Source organism: Pseudoalteromonas aurantia 208 (genome assembly GCF_014858725.1).
Lineage (GTDB): Bacteria > Pseudomonadota > Gammaproteobacteria > Enterobacterales > Alteromonadaceae > Pseudoalteromonas > Pseudoalteromonas aurantia.
Genome location: NZ_AQGV01000015.1, coordinates 879,049 through 902,749, shown reverse-complemented (window position 1 = coordinate 902,749; position 23,701 = coordinate 879,049). Strand labels below are relative to the sequence as shown.

Sequence of the window (23,701 nt, the reverse complement as noted above, 5' to 3'; positions counted from 1 at the left end):
CCTAATAATAAAATAAAATCATATTATAACGGTCTTTATCATCGAAAAAACCGAATTGTTGTTATTTCATTCAATGCATTAACTTATCACCACTTGTTATCGAAATACCCAAATTCATTTACATATCACTTACTGCTAGGGTATGAGCCTCTGGATTTTGAACCTCTGTTGTTTTTATAAACAATTTATACACCGCTGGCACAAAAAAGAACGACAACAAGGTTGTTAATACCGTACCACCAGCAATCGCTACGGCAAATGGTGGCCAGAATCCGCCTCCCGCAAGTATCAACGGCATAAAACCACCCACTGTGGTAATTGTCGTAGAGCTAATGTGTCTGCCACATGTCATTACGCTCATCACTACTTTGTCGTCATTTTGGCCTGCATTATTCACTTTTAATTCAGACAGTATGACAATGGCAGCATTGATAGCTAATCCCATTAAACCAAGTAACGCGATTATTACAGTAAAACCAAATGGGTAGCCTGCAATATAAACACTTAATAACCCTAACAAGGCTGATTGTACGGCGGTCACTAAAATAACCGCGGTGGTGGTAAATGAATTAAATGTGAGTACCAGTACACTAACCAACAACACCACAATAATGCCTATTTTGCCAAGTAGTCGGCCAACCGCTTCATCTCGCTGTTGCGACTCCCCCCCCACCTCAATCCGGTAACCGGCTGGTAGTTGCGCTTGTGCTGCCTGCAATTTAGGTTGAATTTCATTGAGAACTTTCTGTGGTAATATCCCTGCTTGTAAAAAACCTTCGATAACATTAACGCGCTCTCCATTGCGCCGATGCACTGCGCTTTGTACTGGTTCCAATGACGCATCAGCAAAAGCAGCCAGCAATAATGGCTGCTCAGTAATAAACTGTGTTCCATACAGTGCATCTATTGATTCACTTTGCTCTTGTGACGTGCGCAAACGCACAGGTATTGTTTCGGTTTCTTCTAAGACAGACGCAATTACTACTCCCTCAAACTGCGCTTCTAATTGAGTGGCTATGTCGGTTAATTTAACACCAGCATGGCTTAATAACGTTTCATCGGCGTTAAGCGTCACTTTCGCGCTCCCCGATTCTAGCGTCGCCCTTGTATGAGTAATTTGCTGGTGTGCAATGAGCTCTGTACGCAATTTTTGTCCTATAGAGCTTAAGGTCGATAAATTCGGCCCAAATACTCTTAACTCAATTGGCGCATTAAAAGGTGGGCCTTGCTCTAATTTACGAACCAAAGTCTGAGCTTCAGGGAATGCCCTATCTAATTCATATTGAAGCTCGTGAATGAGTTCATCTGCCCGTTTAAAATCAGACACTTTCACCATAGCTTGCGCATAGTTTTTGGCCCCCTTATCTCGTTGCAATAAATTATAATAAAACAACGGAATATTATTCCCAATCATCCAGTTAAGCTGCTCTATTCCTTCATATTGATGAATAAACTCAGACATTTCATCAATACGCTTTTGCGTCGCTGAGATACTACTATTAGGAGATAATCGAACTTCGATATGAAACATATCTCTATCTGCGGGGGGGAAGAACTGCTCAGTCAATTGACTTGCGCTAATAAAGCCTAAAGTAGGCAATATCATTGATAATAAAATAGTAAGTTTAGGGCGCGCAATTGCAAAATATAGCAGTGATTTAAAACGTCCCGATAAACTAGGTAAATTGACTCCATTGTGTAATATACCCTGCTGGCTTTTTTGTGGTAAAAAACGACCAGCAAAAACGGCAATCAAGGTATGTGAAACAACGTAAGAACCAATCAATGCGAATATAACACTGAGCGCAATGCCACCGACAAACTCACCTGATGGTCCTGGCATCAGCACAATAGGCGCAAATGCTAAAATGGTGGTCAACGTTGAACTTAATAACGGTAGCCAAAAGTGGTTTACCGCTTTCTTCACTGCATGCAAAGCAGTCATGCCCTGTTGACGATACCTTGCGATTGAATCGGTGATCACAATCGCGTTGTCTACCATGATCCCAAGGGCTACGACTAACCCCGTGACCGACATTTGGTGAATAGGTAATCCATAAATATTCATACACGCCAACGTAAACAACACGGTCAAAGGTAAAGCCGCCCCCACAATAAGCGCCGCGCGTAACCCTAACGTGAGCAACAATACGCCGAGTATCAGCGCAAAGCCTACCGCAATATTATCAATCAGTTCTCCTAGCCGGGCCTGTGTATAGACTTTTTGGTCAAATACCGTGTGTGCCTGTACAGTACTTGGGAGCGTGAGCTCAAAATTGCTTAGTTTCTCATCTATGACTGCAGACCAGCGATCGACTCTGAATTCAGGCTGCATCCTTACTCCTAAAAATACACCTTGCTGACCATCAATTAACGCCACTTCTGTGCGAGGTGAGCGCAGCTGCCGTGTTACCGTTGCAACGTCTGCTAACACAAACTGCGCAATATCATCGTTACTGGCCAATGGAATACCAGCAATACGTGCTAAAGAATCAAACGTTCCATTGAGCTCTATTTGTAAATGAGACTCATCATTTATCACCGAACCAGCAGCAACTTTGGGGTCTGCACCTTTTACGGCATCTGCAATCTGCTGCAGTGATACACCTGCTAGCGTTGCTTTGTCCGAGTCATACGTCACTCGGATCTCTTCTTCAATGCCGCCAAATAAATGAACAATCTCAACACCTGGAGTATTTGTTAACTGGTTTTTTAATTCTTTTGCAAAGCGGTTTAACCTCATTAAAGAAGCAGCATTTTGCTCCCCCGTAATCGCGATGATCTTGGTATATGCATACCCTCTATCATCTTCAAGGACTGTTAAACTGGCTTGTTGTGGTAATTGAGATTGGGCATCCGCTAATAAATCTCGTATTCGAGACCATACGGGAATAACCGCAGTGACTTCATCTTTGAGTTCAATACTGATCACTGATATACCCGCACGCGACATACCAATAATGTTTTTTATTTCAGCTTGAGACTTTAATTTTAGCTCGAGTTTTTCTGTGATCTGAGCTTCAACTCGGCTCGCAGTTGCGCCTGGTAAATATGTGGTAATAATTGCAAAACGATTGATGATTCGAGGGTCTTCACTCAGTGGTAAATTATTAAGTGCGGAGAAGCCTGTCACTATTAACAAAGCAACGAGTAAAGCTTGAAGCCTGCCATTTGAAAATAAAAACTGCATGGCTACAAACTCCGGCTATTAAGGGTCTGGACAACCTCAACGGAAATGTTCGCCGCCATTTTATGTAGCCCGTTCGCTACAATTAATGGGTACTGTGTTAGAGCACCACTAACAAAAGCATATTCCCCATCGGTATAATGCACATTAACCGATATAGGGACTATTGTTCCCGCCTCTACACCATACACTAACCAAGTACCACGCACTCCATCCGTTAAAGCACTCAACGGCACCCAAAAGCCCGGTTGTTCCGTAAAGGTGCTGATCCCCATTCGTGCTAACGTGCCAGCGTAGACTTCGACCCCTTTGGGTAATTGAAAACGCATCATTAATGTTCGGGACATATTGTCAATAAGCGCCCCTTTACTCAGTAATTTTGCTGGATATTGCTTTCCCGATACTGTAATCACCATAGTGTCGTTCACATACGCTTGCAATGACACCGGCACGCCGAGCACAACCTGGGATTTGTTATGCTCTAACAATCTAAACATCACTTGACCCACACTTGCAACTTCACCTAAATGCACATTTCTTTGCGCTATCAGGCCTGAAAAAGGAGCTGTAAGAGACGCTTTCTCTAACCGAATTGCAACCGATTTTAGCTTAACGTCAAGTAAAGACTGCTCTGCTGCAATTACCTCAATTTGGGTAGTGACTTCATCAAGTTGTTGTGCCGCAGAGTGATTTTTCTTGCTCAATTTCTCAAATCGTTGTTGCTCTACTTTTGCTAGCTTTAGCTGCGCCTTAAGTTTCGCCTTCTGCGCTTCAAGTTCAAGTCTTTCTATTTCAAGTAATTGCGTATCTTGTTTTGCAATAACCTCCCCTTTATCAACCCAATCGCCTTGGTCAAACAAAATCGTGTGGACTTTACCGGAAAGCTCAAAACTCAAATTCGCCTCATGCTGCTTAACCACTTGTCCTGTCACTGCGCGTAGCTGTGTATATCCAGATTCAAGTTTGACTTGATACGCAGCAATAGGCAGATGGTCACCACTTTTAGCTGCAAATACACTCCAACACCACAAAAAGCTGAAAAAGAATGTGAGTAGTTTCATGGTAAATCCTTGTTTTATCAAAGCAATCTCTCTGTGGTATTAAGTTAGGTGATTCATGCTAAATTAAATGTCACCGCGACGTGACGTAAATAATATTATTGTTCAGTACTAACCTGCTTATCTTGACTGGGCTTTATCAAGGATTAAATCTGTTATATCTTTGCTACAAACCAGTGGAAGATTACGCATTTTTAACTCCTTTAAATGTGCTCGGTTAGGATACGAATAGTAACTTTCAGGCACCGTTGGTATCGGCGCGAGTACACCCAAGTCTTTGCTTAACAATGCCATTACTTGCGGATAAAATACAGTGAATTGATTGCATACCATACGATCTAGCTGTAATAGACTGCGTGGTTGGTCACACCTTATATCACATTGGGCAATGAGTGGACCCGCATCTATCTCGGTATTTGTTACCCAATGAGCAGACAAACCATATTGCTGCTGGTTATACAAATAACTAAATAAAATAGGAAAAAGCCCTCGACAACTGGGTAAATACGCAGGATGGAAATTCACAACGCCTAATCTAGGCGCATCAATCATTGGCTGTTGCAAAATTTGGTCGAAGTAAAAAATAGCTAATAAATCAATATTATATTTTTTTATCTGCGCGACCACATCTGGGGCATTGATGTCTTTTACTTTAATACAAGGTATTTGATACGTATCACATATTTGACGAATACTGGGCAGTGACTGTTTACCCAACAGATTAGATACCCATCGCATTATCGGCATAGCCGTCATTTTTACGCACAAATAATTGACAAACCCTAAGCCTCTGAGGTTTAAATTGCGGGTCAACTGTGTAAAAAATCCGCCATTTTTCTTTGAATAAGGATCGCTTAATATTACCAACTTAATATCACGGTGATGGCGGCGTATGACCGTCACCATCGCTTCTTGAGTGGCAACATTCTCTATATTAGAAAGTGCTACTTTCATAATTACACCATGATTAACGGTTTGTTATCATAATACGATGCTAACGGCGTTAACATACTATGCTTAGCTGGCGGGTGAAAATTAAACGCGTGTATTGTTTGCGCAATACTTGAAAAGTAAGCATTACCGATATAGTTTATTCCGCCAACTTTCTCGATGATTTGCGTCATCACTTGGGCCAACACTTCTTGTAATTGATAGCGGCATGCCAGTACCTGTGCCAAGGTATCCTGCGTTTGGTTATTCATATCATACGCAATCGCCTTCAAGGCCAATGCACTTGAATCAAGTTTAATGTAAGCCGCGGCTTTATCTTCAGATGATAAACGCTTATGTTTATCTGCTTGTTCGACTAAGCCGTATACCATCCCCAAATATGATGCACTCGTGAGTAACTCAAACCACACAAAGCCGCTAATATGCGCATGATAAGCCGACTGCTCGTCAACATTAACCATCATACTATGCGGCACATAAACCTCGTCTAAGTGGACGGCTTCACTCTGACTTGCTTTCAAGAAGCTAGCATTCCAAAATGACTCAACATTAACACCGTCATTTTCTTTATGGATAAGCGCCACAGCGAAGTAAGGTTCACCATCACTGGGCTCAACCTGCACACTAGCCGTTAATAAATCCATATCATGGGCTAAGCTACAGGGCTTTTTTGTACCCGTTATTAAAAATCCTTTGCCACTGGGTTTAGCAACAATCTGACTTTGCAAAATGCTTCTAGCGGTATTGCCTTCACTGAATGCTGACGAGACGAGCAAATCATTCTTCGCTATCGCCTCAAGTAGCAATGACTCTAAACCGTGACTTGTTTTCGCCATTTCCTGCAAAGTAGCAATTGAGAACTGGTGCATACCTGCACCAATCGCCAGTGACGGAGAATAAATACCTAATCCTAATTGTACTAATACCCCTTGCCACGGGGTCAATTCTCGACCGCCATAGCTGCGTTTTACCATCAATTTGCAACCGCCACTTAGCTTAAACCAATTTATAATCTGACTCTGCTCAGATTCATTGTCTATGAAACTATTCGCACTCAATTTATCAGCTAAGCCAGGTAAGAAGCTATCAACACTGGCGAGAGCATCACTGACTATAGTCATACCGGCTCCCCTTCTTTTTCAAGTGAAAATAACTCGGTCAACATGTCGGTAATATTCGCTGTGATCGCCATTTCTGCGATCGGCTCTAAAATGTCAGCAAGCGTTGGGATCCCCATACAAAATGACGCTTCAAAACAAATTTTAGCACTGTCGCTTGACAGCACTTCAACCTGCCAACGCCCATAGAACTCTTCCGCATCCCCTTCTACTTGATTAAAATCTATGGTCAGAGCCTGCTCATCAAACACATCTTGCTCTCGCCAGCACATCTGGCCATCGTGAAAGTGAACTTGCCATGTTGAATCACTTTGCGTATCTGATACTTTGGTTACATCAATACTTATCACCGCAGCGCAGTGTTTTTCAAACTGTTTAAAATCAGAAATTGTTTGATATGCCAATGCTGCTGATACTGGCACTCGTTTTTCAATTGTGACACGTCTCATTAGGGTAAATCCTTAGCTGGTAATGATGAAAATGCGGCGATACATGCCGTAATTATTTGATTTATTTGTACTTCAGTTAACAAAGCACTGGGTGTTAAACGTACCGTATTGGCATTACTCAAAGAGTGGCTGGTGATGACTTTATGTTGTAATAAAGCCAAAGTAAGCTGACCTGCCCTCGCTGGGTTTTGAGCGTCAAGACCAATGAGTACTCCGCTTCCTCTCACACGTACGCCCGCTTTGGTTGCATGGGGTGATAGTGCAGCCACCAGCTTTAGTCCAATGGTGCGGGCTTTGTTTGCAATGTTGTCCCGCTTTAAGATATCTAACGTGGTAATTGCGGCGGCAAGAGCTATCGGGGAACCACCAAACGTACTGCTATGTAGCATGAAATCTTTGTTAAGTGGTTCGAACGTAGCAGCAGTGGCAACAAGCGCAGCACATGGCACAACCCCACCACTTAACCCTTTGCCCACTAGCATCATATCTGGCGTAACTTGATGTGCCTCAATAGCCCAATCAAAGCCGGTTCGAGCTAGCCCTGATTGAATTTCATCTGCAATCAACAAGCCATCATGAGCCACACATAGTGCTTTGGCGAGCTGCACAAATTCGCTGCTTAGTGCATATACGCCTCCTTCCCCTTGTACGGGTTCAATGATCACAGCAACCCTATCTGAGTCATTTTCAAAACACGCAGACAGCGCTGTCATATCATCGCGTGCAACGAAAGTAACCTCGTCAAAAAGAGGTTCAAATGGGGCTCTAAACGCACTCCTATGGGTCACACTTAGTGCACCTAATGTCTTGCCATGATAACTTCCCGTTATGGCCACAACTTTATTACAGCCATTGGCTCGTGCGAGCTTTAACGCAAGCTCGGTCGACTCAGTGCCAGAATTCGTAAAAAAGGTATAATCCAATGTTTCAGGACAAAAATCAGCCAGTTTTTTACTGGCGATTGCCAGCGTATTATTCACCAACGTCCGGCTGCTCATCGGCAATATGTTGAGCTGCTGTACCACGCTTTCAACAACTTCAGGGTGACGATGACCGAGAATAAACACCCCGAACCCACCACAATCTAGGTATGTTTGTCCTTGTGTATCGATAATCTCACTGCCTTGTGCAGCGTGTTCAATAGGTAAATTCATCATACTTGATAGCTTCGCTCTTGAGCGGTTACTATGAGACCTCAACATACTTAACGTTTCTTCTCTCATAACGAAGACTCATTAATAAGCGTCTCCGTCAGTGGATGGACCTCGTCAAATGCGGCAATGTTTTTAACCATAACTTCAGGAATATCAAATGGTTGAGGGCCATTTTTATAAGTGCCCAATACATTTAAATCAGATGAAAAACCTTCGCTCATATCCAAATATTTTAAATAAATCGATGTTTCTTCAAACATACGTTTGTAGCGACGTGGTAATGCTGGAAGGAATACAGGCTTGATCAAGCGTTCAAAAGTGGTGGGGTTGATCAGTTTAGGGGGCTTAAACTTGACTTGATAACGCTCAAAATAATCTGGATTAGTGCCAATTGTTAACATTTGACCTAACGTGCTTGCTCTGTCTCCTGCGGTTAGCCAAAACTCACCTGATAAATTATTGTCAATGACCGCCAATATGCCACTAGCGACGGTATCTCTTGGAATAACATCGACCAGTGTGCTCGCATCCCCAGGTACGACTGGGATCACTTCTTTGGTCGCTAACTTAAGCATATTATGCATTCCCTGTTTTTTAGGCATGATCCCTTTAATGCTGTCTCCAATTATGACCGATGGACGAATGATTGTTATATCTTCATCTAGAGAATATTCTGCCAGTTTTTTACTGTGCTCGTAATTGTTAAATGCATGCCCATTTCGACCTTTTACAAATGCGGTACTAATGTAAACCAAGCGCGCATTCAGCTTATTTGCCAACGCTTTTGCATGCTTTAAACCAGCGATATTCACTTCAGCGAGTACCTCGGGATCCGCTGTAAAATCAGTCAAAGCAGCACTGTGCACTAATATATCTGTTTGACTTAGCGTTGCTAAATCATCAGCGCTAAGAGCAAAATCTGGTTTAGATATGTTGCCTTTTAACTGTCGAGCAACCCCCTTGGGCAAGACACTAAATTTTTGCCTATTAGTCAAAATCGACACTTGGTCGTCCTCTTCAAGCTGTTCAAGAATCGACAAACCAACCACACCTGTTGCACCTGTTAGAAAAAAGTGACGTGACATTACTACTCCTTCAATCACATACCAAAAATCAAGCATGCCTCACCCCAGACAATGCTCATGTATTTATTTTAGGTCCGTAATGATAATTGTTTACAATGAACAATTAAACAACTTTATTTACTAAATTTTTACACTTGTAATGATAATGTGTTACGACTGATTTTTTTGCGGTAGAAATAAAGGAAGAAATCATTACCTTCGAGGCAATAATTTAAAAAAGTAAACTAGATTTTTTTCTAAATGTAATTTTACTGTCGCTGTTGTCATCCAAACGCGCGCACCCAATAATGTGATAATCGTATGCAATCAGCATCTGTAACATGCGCTTAAAGCGATTCATAGACTTAACTTCTATAATTTGATAACCCTCTCGCTTAGCATACGCCTCTTGGTGTAATAGCAGTGATTTTGCAATGCCTAACCCTCTATAATCAGGCAGCACTGCACCAAGCCAGCTATAGAATAATCGACTCTGTTTTTCATACCCAAGTTTATAAGCAACGGGCTTTCCCTCAATATATGCAACAAATAAAACGTGCTTATGAGCGTCAATCTTAGCTCTGATAGCATCCACTGATTTTGGCGAAATAAACTCAGGAATATCATTTTCAATGTGCAACAAGTCGCACAACGTGCCTTGTTTTATGATGAAAGTCATGTATCAACCTACTACCTTAAATTTACTTGACTCGACCATTGGCATCACGTTTGCCGGGCGATAACTAGACAGATCCCTGATGCGATGAAGAACGCTGTGGTGCAATGATTCATTGGTCGAAGGCTTTCTGTTTATTTCCCGTATTGATTCGGTCAATTTATATAACCAGGTCATTGAATCTCGGTATTCATCCAAATGATAAGCTTTATAATAACTTAAAAAGGGTTCGTTAAAATGTAACCCGTACTGAGTCGCCATATCTTTGATCCAATGCAAGCTTATATTCGCTAAACCATCTTGACTATAGCCCCCACCCACATTGCTGTGACTACCTATAAACCATTGCTGTTGAAGTGTTTGCGTTGAGTCTTTCGGTAATTGCCAAATTGCAGGATTAAAAATACCACGACGTTCATCAATGGCTAATGCCTGATATGCATGTTCAATATTGCGCGTTAAGCTGACATCATGGAATTGATAACGACGATTAAATTTACCAAAACCAACTGGAATACCTAAAGCGCCGACCGTATCCCAAACGCCCACAAATTTTACCTTCACATCAATACAATGATGCTGCTTTTGAAAAGACACTAACTGTGCTTCTGACGGGCCATTACGATACAGTCTATATGCTTCCGGCATATAAAATGCGTGATTTTTTGGTAAAAGCCCCACTTTATTCAGCAACCCTGCCAAGCTACGAACCGTATAAGCTCCGCGGCTAAAACCAAATAAATATATTTCGTCGCCTTGCTGATAATTGTGCACAATGAAACGATAGGCTTTTATTATATTTTGAGATAAACCCATGCCAAACCCGCCACCAAGGATCCGATCTAATCCCCATTGTGTACCCACACCTTCACTATAATAAACAACTTGGTGGACACCATTTGGACAAATAGGCTCAATACCTCGAGCTATTTTCACTACATTAGTGGGTTTACGCTTTCCTCGGTCATATTGCGTAGGCTTGTTCCACGTCCCATCCATACAGACGATGATTCTTTTCATTTGTTATATTCTATACATTGTATTATGCGCGCAATTCTATAAGTGTTCCTATTTAAGTCAACACCTTAAATGACCTTGCTATTTGAGTTTTTGTATGAAAATTATAGGGTAAGCAATCCTAAGAAGATGTTATGCAGCAATCTCAATTCTATTTCGTCCATGTTCCTTGGCTAAATAAAGTGCTTTGTCGGCTCGCTCAATCAGCTGAGTGACTAAGCATTGCTCACCATGTAATGCAATACCGAAGCTTGCAGTAATTGAACGAACGGCTTTGCCTGTCTTTTTGCCCTTCACCGATAACTTCGCAATATCTTTACGAATACTCTCAGCAAAATTAACCACTTCACTTAAACTATCCAATTCGGCAGTAATACAAAACTCTTCACCACCATAACGATATGCTTTTCCAATGCCCTCGGTATGCTTCATTATTTTTGTCGATACAACTTTTAAAACATCATCTCCTTTTTGATGTCCAAAATCATCGTTAAACTGTTTAAAGTGGTCAATATCAACAAAAATTAAAGCCCGGTGATTGCCAGTGTGCTCAGCCTTGCAAAATAAGACAATGTCTTCATCAAACTTGCCTCTGTTAAGCAACCCAGTTAAGGGATCTTGGCTGGCTGCAGTTTGCGTATTAACTAATGCTGTTTTTAAATCGCTGATCTCAGCGTAAGCGTTCTCTAGTTTCTTCTGAAATTGATACGCATTTTGTTGCATCACAACAGACTCTTCAGTCAAACGATCCACATAACCCAATACATCATCAAATGAGTCTAAACTGTTTTTCTTCAAACCGTATAAACCTGAATGGCATTGAGATAAAATGGCTGAAAAGTCTTGTGACGACTCAAGTGTTTTACCTATTTCGGTTTGCACATCAGCAATTGTATTATGAAATGAATCAGACATTTGGTGAAACAAAGCAAGATCTTTATCTGATAAAAAAGCGTTAAACAGCTGTTTTGCTTGTGCTGGCGGGCATGTTTGGTAGTGTGCCAAAATATCGTCGAGTTCTTTGTTTAACTTGTCGTTCGAACCGAGCACATAACAGTACCAAATAGCATAGTTTACCGGTGTGACTGGCATTTTATATTTAACCATAAGAGGAATGGCTTGCTTCATACATTGCGCAGAATGAGAAAGTGACGTATCAAATTCCGTGGCTTTCATAACCCTAATCCTAGAACAAACTTATAATTATTATCAAAGAGCGCTTATGCTCGTTACCACAGCAAAAAACCAAGACTAAAGCATTGCAAATAATTAATCAATTGAAAAATAATTGAAGTCACAACACTGAGCCAAAATTCACATAAACTACTGAGAAACAACTCATAAACTCATCATTTCTCACTAACAAAAGCAAATAAAAAATTGCATAAACAACAAGATAAAATATTATCTATTCCAAAGAAACTGATAATTGTCACATCAAGTATGTTAACCTCAAGATCGAAAAAATACAAAAATTACATTCTGATAACACCACTCTTTTAATTATATCAAGTGCTGGGTCACACTGACTCTTTTCGCCAACAGTTTCACTTCGGTATGTGCACCGTTAATTAACGGCATATTTGGCGGCTGATGGCTTATATCCACATCAAAAACAATGGGGATGTTTAGCTCACCTAACGCCCGCTCTAATACTGCTTTATGTGTGCCATTAGGTCCATCATTCGCGGTGTTTCGACCAATCAATATACCAGATGCCCGTTCAAACACACCTCGAAATTTCAGTCCTAACAAAGCTCTTATATAGGCATTGTCATTCAGTTGTGCATTTTCAAAATACAAGATCAGTGCGTCATTTTCGTGACTGCATACGAAGGTATCAAGCTGCGCAAATGCCGTTTGCATAAGGTGCTGATGCGTATCTAAACAACCGCCCAATAATCGGCCAGAAAAAATGACGGGCGTGGCTAACTTCGTCTCACTCTCAGCAAGTAGACGCCACTTTGTAGGCTCTGTGAGATTAAAAATCATCGTTGGGTCCGAAATCGACTGAGAATTCGTTTTTTCAAAAAAAGTACTGGGGTATTGTGTGATTTCATCTCCTTGTTGCAATGACATAATATCAAGTGTGTTGCGCGTTAAACTATCCGTTTGTAAAGCACTTAACTGCATTAAATTGCTGCCATGGAGCGTGGCCCATCCTAGTCGAGTAGTCAAGGCTGTCATGATGGTGCTCACATCAGAAAAACCAAATACCCATTTTGGTGATGCATTTTCCAATGCCTGCCAGTCCAGTAAAGGTAAAATAGTCATCGCTAACTCTCCCCCCCAAGGCGGTACTACGGCCGAAATCTGTTCATCTAAGAGAAATTGTGTCAACTCATCTGCCCGAATATGTGGGTCTATTTGAGCACTATTTCGAACCGTATCCCCTTCAACAACTTCGAATCCATAACCGTGCAATAATTCAATGGCTTTATCTAATCTTGCAAAGCATACTGACGGCACAGATGATGAGAATGCACAAATGGCAATGCGGCTTCCAGGTTTCAGCGGCTGAGGATAATACATCGGCTGCAAGCTCCTAAATAGAAATACACTAACGTTGTTTCTAAAAAGAGTAAACCTCAATTTATTACACCTGAATAACTGGCTTGTCATTGACTATCAATACGAGCACCTGTTGGACAAAAGCTTGATGGCCTTTATAGTGTGAAGATGCAATGTTCCGTTTAGCATTTAAACAATGCAAATGCACTGTCGCAATTCAACATCAATACGCGATAATGTTGTCAAAATCCCAGCAGGTATTCCTTAGGTCCACCGCTGCTAAATACGTTAAAGGATAGAGGTAGCGCATCATGTTATCTAAAAATGGACATAATACTAATAATCGAAATAGGGGCGTGAATAACCATGGTTTGTTGGTATTGCCTCAAGCATTAACGCAACTTGAAGGCGCTGTTTGTTTCTATAGTGGTATACACTGTACCATCTACCATAAAACACTTAAGCATGACTTATTTGATATCGAGTTTTATTCTAATCAAGTGTGCTTAGTTTATGTTGTCTCGGGCAAAGAAACCTTGCTCTCAAAATACAATGAGCAAATAACACTCTGTCGTGGTGACGCCATCATTTTGGCACCAGGAGAAACGCTACATTCAGATTATTTCAGTGCCAGCGGTACACTTACAGCCTGGCTGGTTTTTTTTTCACCAGCGATGCTACTTGATTTGCCACATCATGAACACACACCCAATGTCCATCACGCAAACGCCTCTTTCTCTTCAGTTTCTGATACATCGCTGCTCAGTACGTTTTTCACGAGTCTTACGGCCTACCAACAAAAGTCATTATTGTGTGATCAGCTCTTCACAGCCAAAACGACCGAGCTATTATGTATTCTAAAGACGCTAAGTACCCCTTCACTTAGCACCTTACTTAATACTAACAACCACCTTTTAGGGGCACGCGATAACTTCAAACGGCTGATTGAAAAATGTGACTTTCTGACTTTGTCTGTCACAGATATGGCACAGCTATGCAACATGTCTCATGCATCGTTTCTACGGCAATTTAAATCAGCCTATGATATGACACCCACACAGTGGTTAACACATAAGCGGCTTTCACACGCCCAATCTTTGCTGATCCATACTCACCTAACTGTGACCGACATTGCCACAACAACAGGTTACCTCGACACGTCACACTTCATCAAAATGTTTAAGCGCAAGTTTGGCGTTACACCAAACAGATATAAATATTCATAATAAAACCCCTATTTTGTCAAAAAAGTCATATTGTGAAGGTTTCATCAATGGCAAAGTGGCATCACTATTTATATAAAAGGATGCACTTATGGTTCGGGTTAACTTAGTCTGCCAACTTAAAAGCCAACAACATACAATGCTACACAAGTTTTTAGCTGATAACTTAAATAATGTCCGTCGCTTTAGTGGGTGTTTGCGTGTCGATATTTATTTTGATGAACCCCAAAACATCATGCTAATTGACGAAGACTGGCAATCGATTGAAGCTCACCAGCACTATATGCAGTTTATTGCCAATAATGGTATTTTAAAACAATTATCAGCATATTTTACCGTACCTCCCCAGATTCTTTACTTGTCGAAAAGCCCGCTATAAGGGCTTTTTACGCTTATTAAATGGGTGTATCCACGAAAGCTAGATCCACACATCATTTTCAGCGGTTCGCTCACTGCGCGATTCACCCGTGTTTAAGATACCTTTAGGCTCAATGATCATTACTTGGCACTCTTGTTCTGCGAACGGTTTATGCTGTATACCCTTGGGTACCACTAACATTTCCCCTGCATTTAAAACAACCGTTTCGTCCTCAAACGCAATGTTTAACTGCCCTGAGATAACAATAAATGTTTCATCAGTATGGTCATGTTGATGCCAGATAAACTCCCCTTGTAATTTAACCACCTTAAATTGGTAATCATTCATTTGCGCAATCACTTTGGGTTTCCATTGCTGGTGGAATAACGCAAATTTCTCACTGAGATTCACTTTGTTCATATTCATTCTCCCTATTAATAACTTACATTGCTCATAGCCAGTATACATAATCGGAATATTAAAACAGTGCGAAATACGAACAAATTGGTGTGCTATTCGGTATTAAAAAGAGTGTAAATCGATGTGATTTGTGTGGCTGTCAGCTCAAATTTCAAGCCATCAGCGCTCATAATCAGCATACATAATCGGGAACATTAAAACAGTGCAAAGTACGAACAAACCGGTGTGTTATTCGGTATTAAAAAGAGTGTAAATCGATGTGATTTGTGTGGCTGTCAGCTCAAATTTCAAGCCTTCAGCATACATAATCGGGAACATTAAAACAGTACAAATTACGAACAAATCGGTGTGTTATTCGGTATTAAAAAGAGTGTAAATCGATGTAATTTGTGTGGCTGTCAGCTCAAGTCTTAGTGCACTTCATATGAATTGGCGCTGGTAAAACCAGCGCCTTAGTCATTTTACACAAAAAGATTAGAATGCAGCGTGTAACGCCAATCTAAATGTTGTCTCTTCACCGACAGTTACGTTATTTACACCACCGCCTGCAAGGTAATTTTTATCAAATAGGTTTTCAATATTAAAACGTACATTAACATCGGCATGTTGAAGGCCTAGTTTATAAGTTGCCCCAGCGTCTATTCGTGTGTACGCTGCTTTTGTTATGGTATTCTCATAATTCGCAAAACGTTCACCTTGATAAAATGCCCCGGCATTAATAGCAAAGACATCGCTAAACTCATAGCGTGACCACAATGATGCCGACCACTGAGGAGCATCAATTGGGGTGTTTCCTTGATACTTTTTGTCTTGGACATATTCAGCATTTAAATTCATCAGTGACCCCATCACAAACAACCGATCGTTTACCGCGCCTTGTGCTGTAAACTCAACACCTTTATGACGCTGTTCGCCAGCTTGGGTCGTTACTGTCTGATATTCTGCACTATCAGACGGTACTGAAATAAGCATACCTGTTTTACTGATATCGAACGCAGCTGCTGTCACCAGCAATCTATCATCAGCCAACTGCCATTTTGTGCCCACTTCATACTGCTGCGATGTCACAGCATCTAGCTTCATATTGTGATTTTCATCTTCTTTATTATCTAGCCTATCACTTCGTTGAGGCTCAAACCCCTCTGAATAACTAAAATACACCGTGCCATTGTCGCTTGGGTGATATAACACTCCACCTTTAGGTAAAAATGACTCGTTATCAGCGCCTTCTTTATTTTGTTTGTCATAACGACCACCTAGCGAGATTTGCCAGTGCTCGTTAATTGTCATTAAATCTTGAACATAAATACCATAGTAATCAAATTCACTCGTATATAATGAGTCATCTGTTGCATAACTGATATCTGGACGCAGCGGTTGGTCACTCCCTTCAACAAACGCGACGGACTCTGCTTTAACTCGAAGCTGCCCGTAGTAATAGTCTAATGAGTTGGCACCAATAAGCACCTGATGATCAATTCCACCTAATTCGAACTCCCCCGTCACATCAACAAACGCGGTAGTAAACTGCCAATCGTCAAAGCGATCGTACGGACGAGAGTCATAACTGTTGCCCTGCTGATAATCATCCGGCTTACGCGGAGCTGACTCAAAACGCTGACGAGAAAAATCTTGCTCATTGTAGCCAACAGTTACTTGCCAGCTTTCAGATAAAACTTGTTTAAAATCAATCCCCTTATTTTCAACAGTTATATCAGTAAATGCCCAAGAGAAGTCTCTGATTGTTTTATCATTCCCAATCACCTGCCCGTTATTATCTAACCACGCACCAGTATCTAAACCCGCTTCATCATTTGTTCTATCATAATGAACACGCACAAAGCTGTGATCGTTAATATCATAGTCAAGGACGATTGAGCCTAAAAAGCGGTCTCGAGTACGCGCTCCACCATCGACATATTCACGGTTAAAATTCACGTCTTGTTTCACCAAAACGGTTCGATAACGCACATCTTCAGCATCTGTTAACGCACCACCCAAATCTAATGTGGCACGTGTAGAACCTAAATGATCAAAATCAACTCCAAGATTCACCAGTGTATTCGCAGTGGGTTTTTTAGTGACCATATTCACTAAACCACCCGGACCTGATTGACCGTATAAAATACTAGATGGGCCTTTGATTATTTCAACTTGTTCCAGAGTTTCTATTGGTTGCTGATAGTGTGACCAATGCTGATGACCATCACGCAAATAACCATTTGATGAACTTAATCCAAATCCACGGAGGTTAAATGTTTCACGATTTCGCTGCTTAGACCCAGCGGTCAAACTGGCATCATTATTCAGTACTTCCCCAAGCGTCGTTGCGAGCTGCTCATCTATCACAGTATCTGAGATAACAAATACTGACTGTGCAGTCTCAAGTAAGGAAGTATCAGTCCGCAAAGCACCTTTGGCCGTATCGACTTGATAATCGTTGAAGTAAGTGCCCTTAACTTCAATAACTTCTACATTTGACGACTGAGCTGACACATTAGATGCCGCTATCGCTGAACCAACAGCTAAACATAAAACCGAGTAACGCATGAATACACTCCAAACTAAAAATTCACTGCACATTAGGTGCAAAATCGCGGGAAGATTAATGCGATTTATTTTTATTTGCAATTGTATTTAAGGAAGTATTGCCGTACTCCCTACTGTTTGCTTAAAGTCCGACCGATGGGTGTAAAAAAATTAACTCAATGGCTATTTTCGATATAATTAGTTATCAAAAAAGTAACACCAACGAGCGCTGCCATTATTGCGCCAGAATGCTTGTCGTAGTTTACTTTACGTATATGAAGATGCTTGGACTTCCCAGCTTTTCACAATGCAGTCAAAACATAGGGCAAACCTGTATCACGGTCTCTGGTAACACACCTCGCACGTACTTTTCTATAACGCCCCTTAATTGAATAATGAACGTAAACACTTATTAATTGGAAATTTTCTCCAGTATTTTTCTATTGGTCTACACTCAAGTACTAAGGATTTGCCCATAAGTGCTATTGTCATAATGAATAGTCGACTGGTTCACCTCAAAATCACGCACAAGGATAGGGAAAGGGAATTACAATGACAAAAAAGCAGGTCTCTCCAGCTCGGTTTTTACATTGGTATCATTGGCTTGTTGTATTTGCATCACTCTTACTCACCGTGACAGCATGGAAAATATCGGATAACCAAATTCAGGCCAAAAGAGCAGCTTTATTTAAAGCGCAATCCGAATTACTCTTAACCCAAATATCAGAACGTATGTCTCATTATGAAATTGCATTAAAAGCAGGCGCCGCAGCAGTTCAAACTTACTCTTTGCAAACTCCAGCCAGTGATTGGAAGACATTTTCTGACACACTTAATATCTCCGAATCTTACCCGGGTATAAATGGCATCGGCATTATTTACCATATCCCAAAAAGCGAACTCGACTCGTTTCTCATACAGCAACGTAAAACCAGACCTAATTTCGCCATTCATCCACAACAGCAAGAACAAGCGTACTGGCCAATTACTTACATAGAGCCCGTTGAGCATAATATGAAGGCGGTAGGGCTAGATATGGCTTTTGAACATAATCGCTTTAGTGCAGCCAAAAAAGCCAGAGATACTGCTTCCACACAAATTACTGCCCCCATAGTCCTTGTGCAGGACGCAAAGAAAACGCCTGGTTTTTTACAGTTTATTCCTTTTTACGATACCTCTGAAATCACAAGCCTTGCACAAAGACAAACACACTTTGTGGGCCTCGTATACGCCCCATTTATTATGTACAAATTAATGGAAGGCACACTACAACAAAGTAATAGGCAGATTGTTTTTAGTATATTTGATGGTAAAGACAATTTGTATGACGAGCTCACTGAAAGCAATCATCACTATGACGATAAGCCACTGTTTAGTAAAACAGTCACACTCAATATGTACGGCAGACCATGGACGTTTCATATTCAATCGGCGCTGTCGTTTAGAACATCCACACACTCAAGCCAACCGCTTATTATTTTAGGTAGCGGTATTTTGATTGACGCATTGTTGTTATTTATTTTTGTTACATTGACCCGCGCACAAAACAGTGCAATGGCAATCGCCAATCAAATTACACATTCTCTCGCCATTAAAGAAGAATATTACAGACACATCATTGAATCGGCACCTTGTGGGATCATCATTACCAGTGACGAAGGGGTGATAGAGCAAATAAATCCGCAAACCAAATCACTCTTTGGTTACACTGATGATGAGCTCATCGGCAAAAAAATTGAAATGCTCGTACCCTCACGATTTCAACCCAACCATCCTCAGCATCGTAACAGCTTTCATAAAAACCCCTCGCACCGCCAAATGGGTATAGGCCGAGAAATATTCGGGATGACAAAAAGCGGTTATGAATTTCCTGCTGAAATTGGCATTGCACAATTTAAAGATGGTAATGATTTAAAAGTGTTAGCCACAATTATAGATATGGCCGAGCATGTAAAAATAACCGAAGAACTTAAGCGCAGTAATAAAGAGTTAAATGACTTTGCGTATGTGGCCTCCCATGACCTAAAAGCCCCATTAAGAGGCATTATGCAACTTTCCTGCTGGATAGAAGAAGACATCATAGAGTTTGCAAATGAGGAAACGAAAGAGAATTTGTCTTTACTTAAAAGCAGAACAGCACGCTTAGAAAGCTTATTAGAAGATTTATTATCTTATTCTCGTGTGGGACGAAAAGGCGGCGAAATTCAACGAGCTAATGTCCATGAGTTGGTGCTCAATATATTTGACTTACAGCCCTCTTCTGAGAACATCTCAATGACCTGCGACATTACTTTACCTGAAATTAATACACCTATCGCGCCACTTGAAACCATTTTCCGCAACCTCATTGGCAACGCGATTAAACATAAAGGCGAGGGTAAATTAATGATTGATGTGTCGGGTCAAGAACACATTACCCACTATCAGTTCTCTGTTGCTGATAATGGCGTAGGTATTGACCCTAAGTATCATCAGCAGATTTTTGAACTTTTTAAAACTCTTAGGCCCAGAGACGATGTCGAAGGCAGTGGTATGGGGTTATCAATTATTAAAAAGCTACTTGATTATCATAAAGGTGAGATTAATGTCATTTCAGATGGGATCAGTGGTACCTGTTTTACATTTACGTGGCCAAAAATATTATAGAGGTAAAAATAAAATATGAGTGAAGTGAATTACAAACACGCATCGATTTTATTAGTCGAAGATGACGATATAGATGCGAAGAGTGTTGTCCGAGCTTTTAAAAAAATGCGTATTGCTAATCCTATCATACGCGCAAAAGATGGGATGTACGCACTAGAGTTATTAAAAAATGACGAAGTACCAAAACCTTTTTTGATCTTGCTCGACCTTAATATGCCTCGAATGGGTGGTCTTGAGTTTTTAGCTGAACTACGAAACGATCAACAGCTCAAAGGTAGCGTCGTCTTTGTGCTAACCACCAGTAAGGATGAGCAAGATAAATTTGCCGCCTATGATCAAAACATCGCAGGCTATATTGTAAAAGAAAATCTACAACATGGTTTCGATGAGTTGGTCAAACTCTTAGATCATTATTGGCGCATTGTTGAGCTACCAGGCACATAACGGAGAGTCACTCCTCACACCGTGAATAAAATCCTTTATTCACGGTGGAATTAAGCGTTTTACTATGCTTTTACCTTAACCACAGCTAAGCATCTACAGTGCGCATTATAAGACTTAAACGCCTTAATACCTCGTACAAATAATCAGCCTGTGATTAAGCGGTTTATCGAGTTTAAATCACAGCACATCGATATATTTCGATACGTTAAATATCTAAAAAGCGCGTTCCATTAACCACACCGATTAATAAAAAATAAATTAATCAAATAATTACTGTAAAATTTTATCTAAATTTAACTTCGATAATTTAACCGATTGTAATGGCGTAAGTCCTTCTGGATAGTCCTCTTGCTCTAACACAATCCACTGTACACCTCCGTCAGTGTATAAAGCTTGCGTTAAATTATACCAATCTATGCCGTTATTTTGGCCAATGATCGGAGATAGATCCGCTGAATTCTGTTCTGGAATAACCACTTTATAATGGGTGGTGATGGTACGATTTGGGTATTTTTTAACATAAGACACTGGGTCTTTACCTGCAAAGGAAGTCCAGCCAACATCTTGTTGCAACACCACATTTGATTTTGTATTTTCAGCAATGTAATCCCAAAACGTTGACTCTTTATAATCTGCAAATTCATGTTGATGGTTATGATACCCAATTTGCATATTATAAGGCTCAAGCTTATCAGCTAAACGATTCAAATCATCCACAACACTGGCGACTTGAGTATGGTCCCATGCGCGCTTTTCCCATGGATCAATTAAATATTTCACGCCTAACGTTTGATAAAAGTGCACACTGTCGGCAAATTGCTCATCTGAGAACTGTTTAAAATCGATATGTGCGCCACTGGCTTGCAGCCCAAGTGAATCTAAATAGCTTTTTAACCCTTTAGGATCATGTTTATACGGGCCAAATTCGCCTGCAAACTCAACGCCTTCAAAGCCCATATTGGCCAACTGTCGTAATGTCCCTTTAAAATCTTGCTTTAATGTGTCTTTCACTGACCACAATTGCACACTAACTTTAGCGGCTTGCTGTGTTGAAGCTGTTGCATCTGGCTGTGTTTGCTTATTGTCTGTTATTTGACACCCCATCAAAGCGTAACTTGATAATGCCATTACGGCTAATGTTTTACTCATTCGTGTTACCTTAAATCCTGTTATTTTTAAGTTCATTAACGGCGTAATCAACTGCTCGCACCGTGATTGCCATAAATGTCAGTGATGGATTAACCGTGGCAGTAGAGCAAAAACTGGCGCCATCAGTGACAAAAAGATTTGGAATATCGTGGCACTGGTTGAAACCGTTCAGTACCGATGCTTTTGGGTCTGCGCCCATTCTAGCGGTGCCCACTTCGTGAATTGCAATCCCTGGGTGACGCTCATGATAGCGTGTATAGCTATACACGCCTTTTAAACCTGCCTTAGTCAACATCTCTTTCGCTGTATCGGCGGCGTCATCCATCATGCGCTTTTCATTGTCTGACCATTGGCAATCTATAGCGAGTTGCGGTATCCCCCACTTATCTGTTTTCGTAGCATGAAGTGCCACATGATTCTCATACCTTGGTAGCATTTCTCCTTGCGCAGACAAACCAAACCGCCACCTTCCTGCTTGTGTTAATTTACGCTTAAAATCCACCCCAAAGCCATCTTGCTTTGCGATTGCTCGCCAATCTTCACGGCTTGACCATGCGGCAAGCGCATATCCTCGCTTGTAACCCTTTGCATAGCGGCTTGGTTTATACTGAAAGTTTGGAATATAGGGACTAGTTGGACGCCTACCCGAATAATACTCTGCGTCAAATCCCTCAACGATGCCCACGGCTCCCGCATTGTAATTGTGGTCCATCAAATAATGTCCTAATACGCCGGAAGTATTTGCAATACCATTGGGAAAAGAGTCTGATTTCGAATTCAGCATAATTTGTGTAGAGCCTAACGTAGACGCGCACAAAAATACCACTTTGGAAAAATACTCTCGTGTTTCTAGGGTATCATTGTCAATCACTCGCACACCCATGACTCTATTTCGACGAGAGTCATAAATTAAACTATGCACCACACTGTTTGGCGCGATGTGTAAATTTCCCGTTTTAGCTGCTGCGGGTAACGTTGAGCTTTGGGTCGAAAAATATGCGCCAAATGAGCAGCCTTTTTGGCATTCATTACGCGCCTGACATTGTACCCTGCCTTGAGATAGGTGCAGCTGAGTAGGTTTTGTTAAATGTGCAGCCCGTCCCATCACCATAGGCCTATCTGGGTATAGTGAGCTAAATTTATCTCTGAGCATTTTCTCAGGTGCGGTCCATTCAAAAGCCGGCTGCGATACACTATTCGGTAAAACATCTAAATTATCGTTGTGTGCGGCAATGCCCGCATGCTGTTCGACATGGTCATACCAAGGTGCTAAATCAGCATACCGTAACGGCCAATCAATACCATACCCATCCGCCTTATTCGCTTGGAAATCCCACTGATTAAAGCGATAAGATTGCCGATGCCAAAGCAACGACTTTCCCCCTAATTGATTTGCACGGATCCAACTAAAACCCGTGCCTTTTGCAGTCGTGTAAGGTAAATCTCTATCATTACCAAAAAAGTGCTTGGTCGAATCACTAAAGGCATAGCATAGCTTTTGTACGTAGTGTTGTTGCGCCGTCAGTAAGTTGTCAACTTTCATACGATTGTCGAACAACCATGGGCCTTTATGCTCTCCAATATAATCTTTTTGGTGCTCAACAACTCGCCCGCGCTCAACCATCAAAGTTTTGAATCCACGTTCACAGAACTCTTTTGCCGCCCACCCACCGGTTATGCCAGAACCAACCACGAGCACATCGAATTTTTCTTTGGTATTTTTAATATATAAGTCTGTCATGATGTT

The 23,701-nt window shown here is 41.1% G+C and carries 19 protein-coding genes; 4 read left to right on the top strand and 15 right to left on the bottom strand.

Going from position 1 to position 23,701, the window contains the following annotated elements:
- Positions 1-118 precede the first annotated feature (118 nt).
- The 11 genes from PAUR_RS22115 to PAUR_RS22065 all read right to left on the bottom strand — a co-directional run bounded on the left by PAUR_RS22115 (position 119) and on the right by PAUR_RS22065 (position 13,206).
- Complete coding sequence (locus PAUR_RS22115) at positions 119-3,190, bottom strand: efflux RND transporter permease subunit (protein ID WP_192509879.1); 3,072 nt, start codon at positions 3,188-3,190, stop codon at positions 119-121.
- 2 nt (positions 3,191-3,192) lie between these two features.
- Complete coding sequence (locus PAUR_RS22110) at positions 3,193-4,248, bottom strand: efflux RND transporter periplasmic adaptor subunit (protein WP_192509878.1); 1,056 nt, start codon at positions 4,246-4,248, stop codon at positions 3,193-3,195.
- Between the two features lie 117 nt (positions 4,249-4,365).
- Positions 4,366-5,199: a formyltransferase family protein gene (locus PAUR_RS22105; RefSeq protein ID WP_192509877.1), complete on the bottom strand. Its 834-nt coding sequence runs from the start codon at positions 5,197-5,199 to the stop codon at positions 4,366-4,368.
- 2 nt (positions 5,200-5,201) lie between these two features.
- Complete coding sequence (locus tag PAUR_RS22100; RefSeq protein ID WP_192509876.1) at positions 5,202-6,317, bottom strand: acyl-CoA/acyl-ACP dehydrogenase; 1,116 nt, start codon at positions 6,315-6,317, stop codon at positions 5,202-5,204.
- A complete protein-coding gene (locus PAUR_RS22095; RefSeq protein WP_192509875.1) occupies positions 6,314-6,763 on the bottom strand; it encodes a type II toxin-antitoxin system RatA family toxin in 450 nt (149 codons plus the stop codon). The genes PAUR_RS22100 and PAUR_RS22095 overlap by 4 nt, the downstream gene beginning before the upstream one ends.
- Entirely contained in the window at positions 6,763-7,920 is a 1,158-nt protein-coding gene (locus PAUR_RS22090) for an aspartate aminotransferase family protein (protein ID WP_192509874.1), read from the bottom strand. The genes PAUR_RS22095 and PAUR_RS22090 overlap by 1 nt, the downstream gene beginning before the upstream one ends.
- A 62-nt stretch (positions 7,921-7,982) precedes the next feature.
- Positions 7,983-9,002, bottom strand: a complete 1,020-nt coding sequence (locus tag PAUR_RS22085; RefSeq protein ID WP_192509873.1) for an SDR family oxidoreductase — start codon at positions 9,000-9,002, stop codon at positions 7,983-7,985.
- Between the two features lie 211 nt (positions 9,003-9,213).
- Positions 9,214-9,660, bottom strand: a complete 447-nt coding sequence (locus PAUR_RS22080; RefSeq protein WP_192509872.1) for a GNAT family N-acetyltransferase — start codon at positions 9,658-9,660, stop codon at positions 9,214-9,216.
- Between the two features lie 3 nt (positions 9,661-9,663).
- Positions 9,664-10,677, bottom strand: a complete 1,014-nt coding sequence (locus PAUR_RS22075; protein WP_192509871.1) for a DUF2235 domain-containing protein — start codon at positions 10,675-10,677, stop codon at positions 9,664-9,666.
- A gap of 129 nt (positions 10,678-10,806) precedes the next feature.
- On the bottom strand, positions 10,807-11,850 hold the full coding sequence (locus PAUR_RS22070; RefSeq protein WP_192509870.1) for a GGDEF domain-containing protein: 1,044 nt from the start codon (positions 11,848-11,850) through the stop codon (positions 10,807-10,809).
- A gap of 327 nt (positions 11,851-12,177) precedes the next feature.
- Entirely contained in the window at positions 12,178-13,206 is a 1,029-nt protein-coding gene (locus tag PAUR_RS22065; protein WP_192509869.1) for a S66 family peptidase, read from the bottom strand.
- Between the two features lie 290 nt (positions 13,207-13,496).
- On the opposite strand from PAUR_RS22065, the gene PAUR_RS22060 reads away from it, so the two are divergent.
- Together PAUR_RS22060 and PAUR_RS22055 are read left to right on the top strand one after the other, a co-directional pair.
- Positions 13,497-14,411 carry an AraC family transcriptional regulator gene (locus PAUR_RS22060; RefSeq protein ID WP_192509868.1) on the top strand — a complete coding sequence of 305 codons (915 nt, stop codon included), beginning with the start codon at positions 13,497-13,499 and terminating at the stop codon, positions 14,409-14,411.
- Positions 14,412-14,499: 88 nt separating this feature from the next.
- Positions 14,500-14,787 carry a putative quinol monooxygenase gene (locus PAUR_RS22055; protein WP_192509867.1) on the top strand — a complete coding sequence of 96 codons (288 nt, stop codon included), beginning with the start codon at positions 14,500-14,502 and terminating at the stop codon, positions 14,785-14,787.
- Between the two features lie 39 nt (positions 14,788-14,826).
- Here PAUR_RS22055 and PAUR_RS22050 read toward each other — a convergent pair whose 3' ends face one another.
- Both PAUR_RS22050 and PAUR_RS22045 read right to left on the bottom strand, forming a co-directional pair.
- The gene (locus PAUR_RS22050) at positions 14,827-15,186 is read right to left on the bottom strand and encodes a cupin domain-containing protein (protein ID WP_450091388.1); all 360 of its coding nucleotides are present in this window, start codon (positions 15,184-15,186) and stop codon (positions 14,827-14,829) included.
- Between the two features lie 474 nt (positions 15,187-15,660).
- Positions 15,661-17,736, bottom strand: a complete 2,076-nt coding sequence (locus PAUR_RS22045; RefSeq protein ID WP_192509865.1) for a TonB-dependent siderophore receptor — start codon at positions 17,734-17,736, stop codon at positions 15,661-15,663.
- A 531-nt stretch (positions 17,737-18,267) separates the two neighbouring features.
- On the opposite strand from PAUR_RS22045, the gene PAUR_RS22040 reads away from it, so the two are divergent.
- A complete protein-coding gene (locus tag PAUR_RS22040; protein WP_192509864.1) occupies positions 18,268-20,361 on the top strand; it encodes a CHASE domain-containing protein in 2,094 nt (697 codons plus the stop codon).
- A 15-nt stretch (positions 20,362-20,376) separates the two neighbouring features.
- Positions 20,377-20,805: a response regulator gene (locus PAUR_RS22035; protein WP_192509863.1), complete on the top strand. Its 429-nt coding sequence runs from the start codon at positions 20,377-20,379 to the stop codon at positions 20,803-20,805.
- A gap of 270 nt (positions 20,806-21,075) precedes the next feature.
- Here the strand turns inward: PAUR_RS22035 and PAUR_RS22030 are convergent, their stop codons facing one another.
- Together PAUR_RS22030 and PAUR_RS22025 are read right to left on the bottom strand one after the other, a co-directional pair.
- Positions 21,076-21,954, bottom strand: coding sequence for a sugar phosphate isomerase/epimerase family protein (locus PAUR_RS22030; RefSeq protein WP_225738549.1), 879 nt, complete (start codon positions 21,952-21,954; stop codon positions 21,076-21,078).
- 10 nt (positions 21,955-21,964) lie between these two features.
- Positions 21,965-23,695, bottom strand: a complete 1,731-nt coding sequence (locus tag PAUR_RS22025; RefSeq protein ID WP_192509862.1) for a GMC oxidoreductase — start codon at positions 23,693-23,695, stop codon at positions 21,965-21,967.
- Between the last annotated feature and the right edge of the window lie 6 nt (positions 23,696-23,701).

Coding starts and splice junctions, on each gene's coding strand:
- PAUR_RS22050 (WP_450091388.1), bottom strand. CDS start 15,186: ATGAACAAAGTGAATCTCAGTGAGAAATTTGCGTTATTCCACCAGCAA.
- PAUR_RS22100 (WP_192509876.1), bottom strand. CDS start 6,317: ATGACTATAGTCAGTGATGCTCTCGCCAGTGTTGATAGCTTCTTACCT.
- PAUR_RS22060 (WP_192509868.1), top strand. CDS start 13,497: ATGTTATCTAAAAATGGACATAATACTAATAATCGAAATAGGGGCGTG.
- PAUR_RS22035 (WP_192509863.1), top strand. CDS start 20,377: ATGAGTGAAGTGAATTACAAACACGCATCGATTTTATTAGTCGAAGAT.
- PAUR_RS22025 (WP_192509862.1), bottom strand. CDS start 23,695: ATGACAGACTTATATATTAAAAATACCAAAGAAAAATTCGATGTGCTC.
- PAUR_RS22090 (WP_192509874.1), bottom strand. CDS start 7,920: ATGATGAATTTACCTATTGAACACGCTGCACAAGGCAGTGAGATTATC.
- PAUR_RS22085 (WP_192509873.1), bottom strand. CDS start 9,002: ATGTCACGTCACTTTTTTCTAACAGGTGCAACAGGTGTGGTTGGTTTG.
- PAUR_RS22045 (WP_192509865.1), bottom strand. CDS start 17,736: ATGCGTTACTCGGTTTTATGTTTAGCTGTTGGTTCAGCGATAGCGGCA.
- PAUR_RS22040 (WP_192509864.1), top strand. CDS start 18,268: ATGACAAAAAAGCAGGTCTCTCCAGCTCGGTTTTTACATTGGTATCAT.
- PAUR_RS22095 (WP_192509875.1), bottom strand. CDS start 6,763: ATGAGACGTGTCACAATTGAAAAACGAGTGCCAGTATCAGCAGCATTG.
- PAUR_RS22075 (WP_192509871.1), bottom strand. CDS start 10,677: ATGAAAAGAATCATCGTCTGTATGGATGGGACGTGGAACAAGCCTACG.
- PAUR_RS22080 (WP_192509872.1), bottom strand. CDS start 9,660: ATGACTTTCATCATAAAACAAGGCACGTTGTGCGACTTGTTGCACATT.
- PAUR_RS22070 (WP_192509870.1), bottom strand. CDS start 11,850: ATGAAAGCCACGGAATTTGATACGTCACTTTCTCATTCTGCGCAATGT.
- PAUR_RS22055 (WP_192509867.1), top strand. CDS start 14,500: ATGGTTCGGGTTAACTTAGTCTGCCAACTTAAAAGCCAACAACATACA.
- PAUR_RS22105 (WP_192509877.1), bottom strand. CDS start 5,199: ATGAAAGTAGCACTTTCTAATATAGAGAATGTTGCCACTCAAGAAGCG.
- PAUR_RS22065 (WP_192509869.1), bottom strand. CDS start 13,206: ATGTATTATCCTCAGCCGCTGAAACCTGGAAGCCGCATTGCCATTTGT.
- PAUR_RS22110 (WP_192509878.1), bottom strand. CDS start 4,248: ATGAAACTACTCACATTCTTTTTCAGCTTTTTGTGGTGTTGGAGTGTA.
- PAUR_RS22115 (WP_192509879.1), bottom strand. CDS start 3,190: ATGCAGTTTTTATTTTCAAATGGCAGGCTTCAAGCTTTACTCGTTGCT.
- PAUR_RS22030 (WP_225738549.1), bottom strand. CDS start 21,954: ATGAGTAAAACATTAGCCGTAATGGCATTATCAAGTTACGCTTTGATG.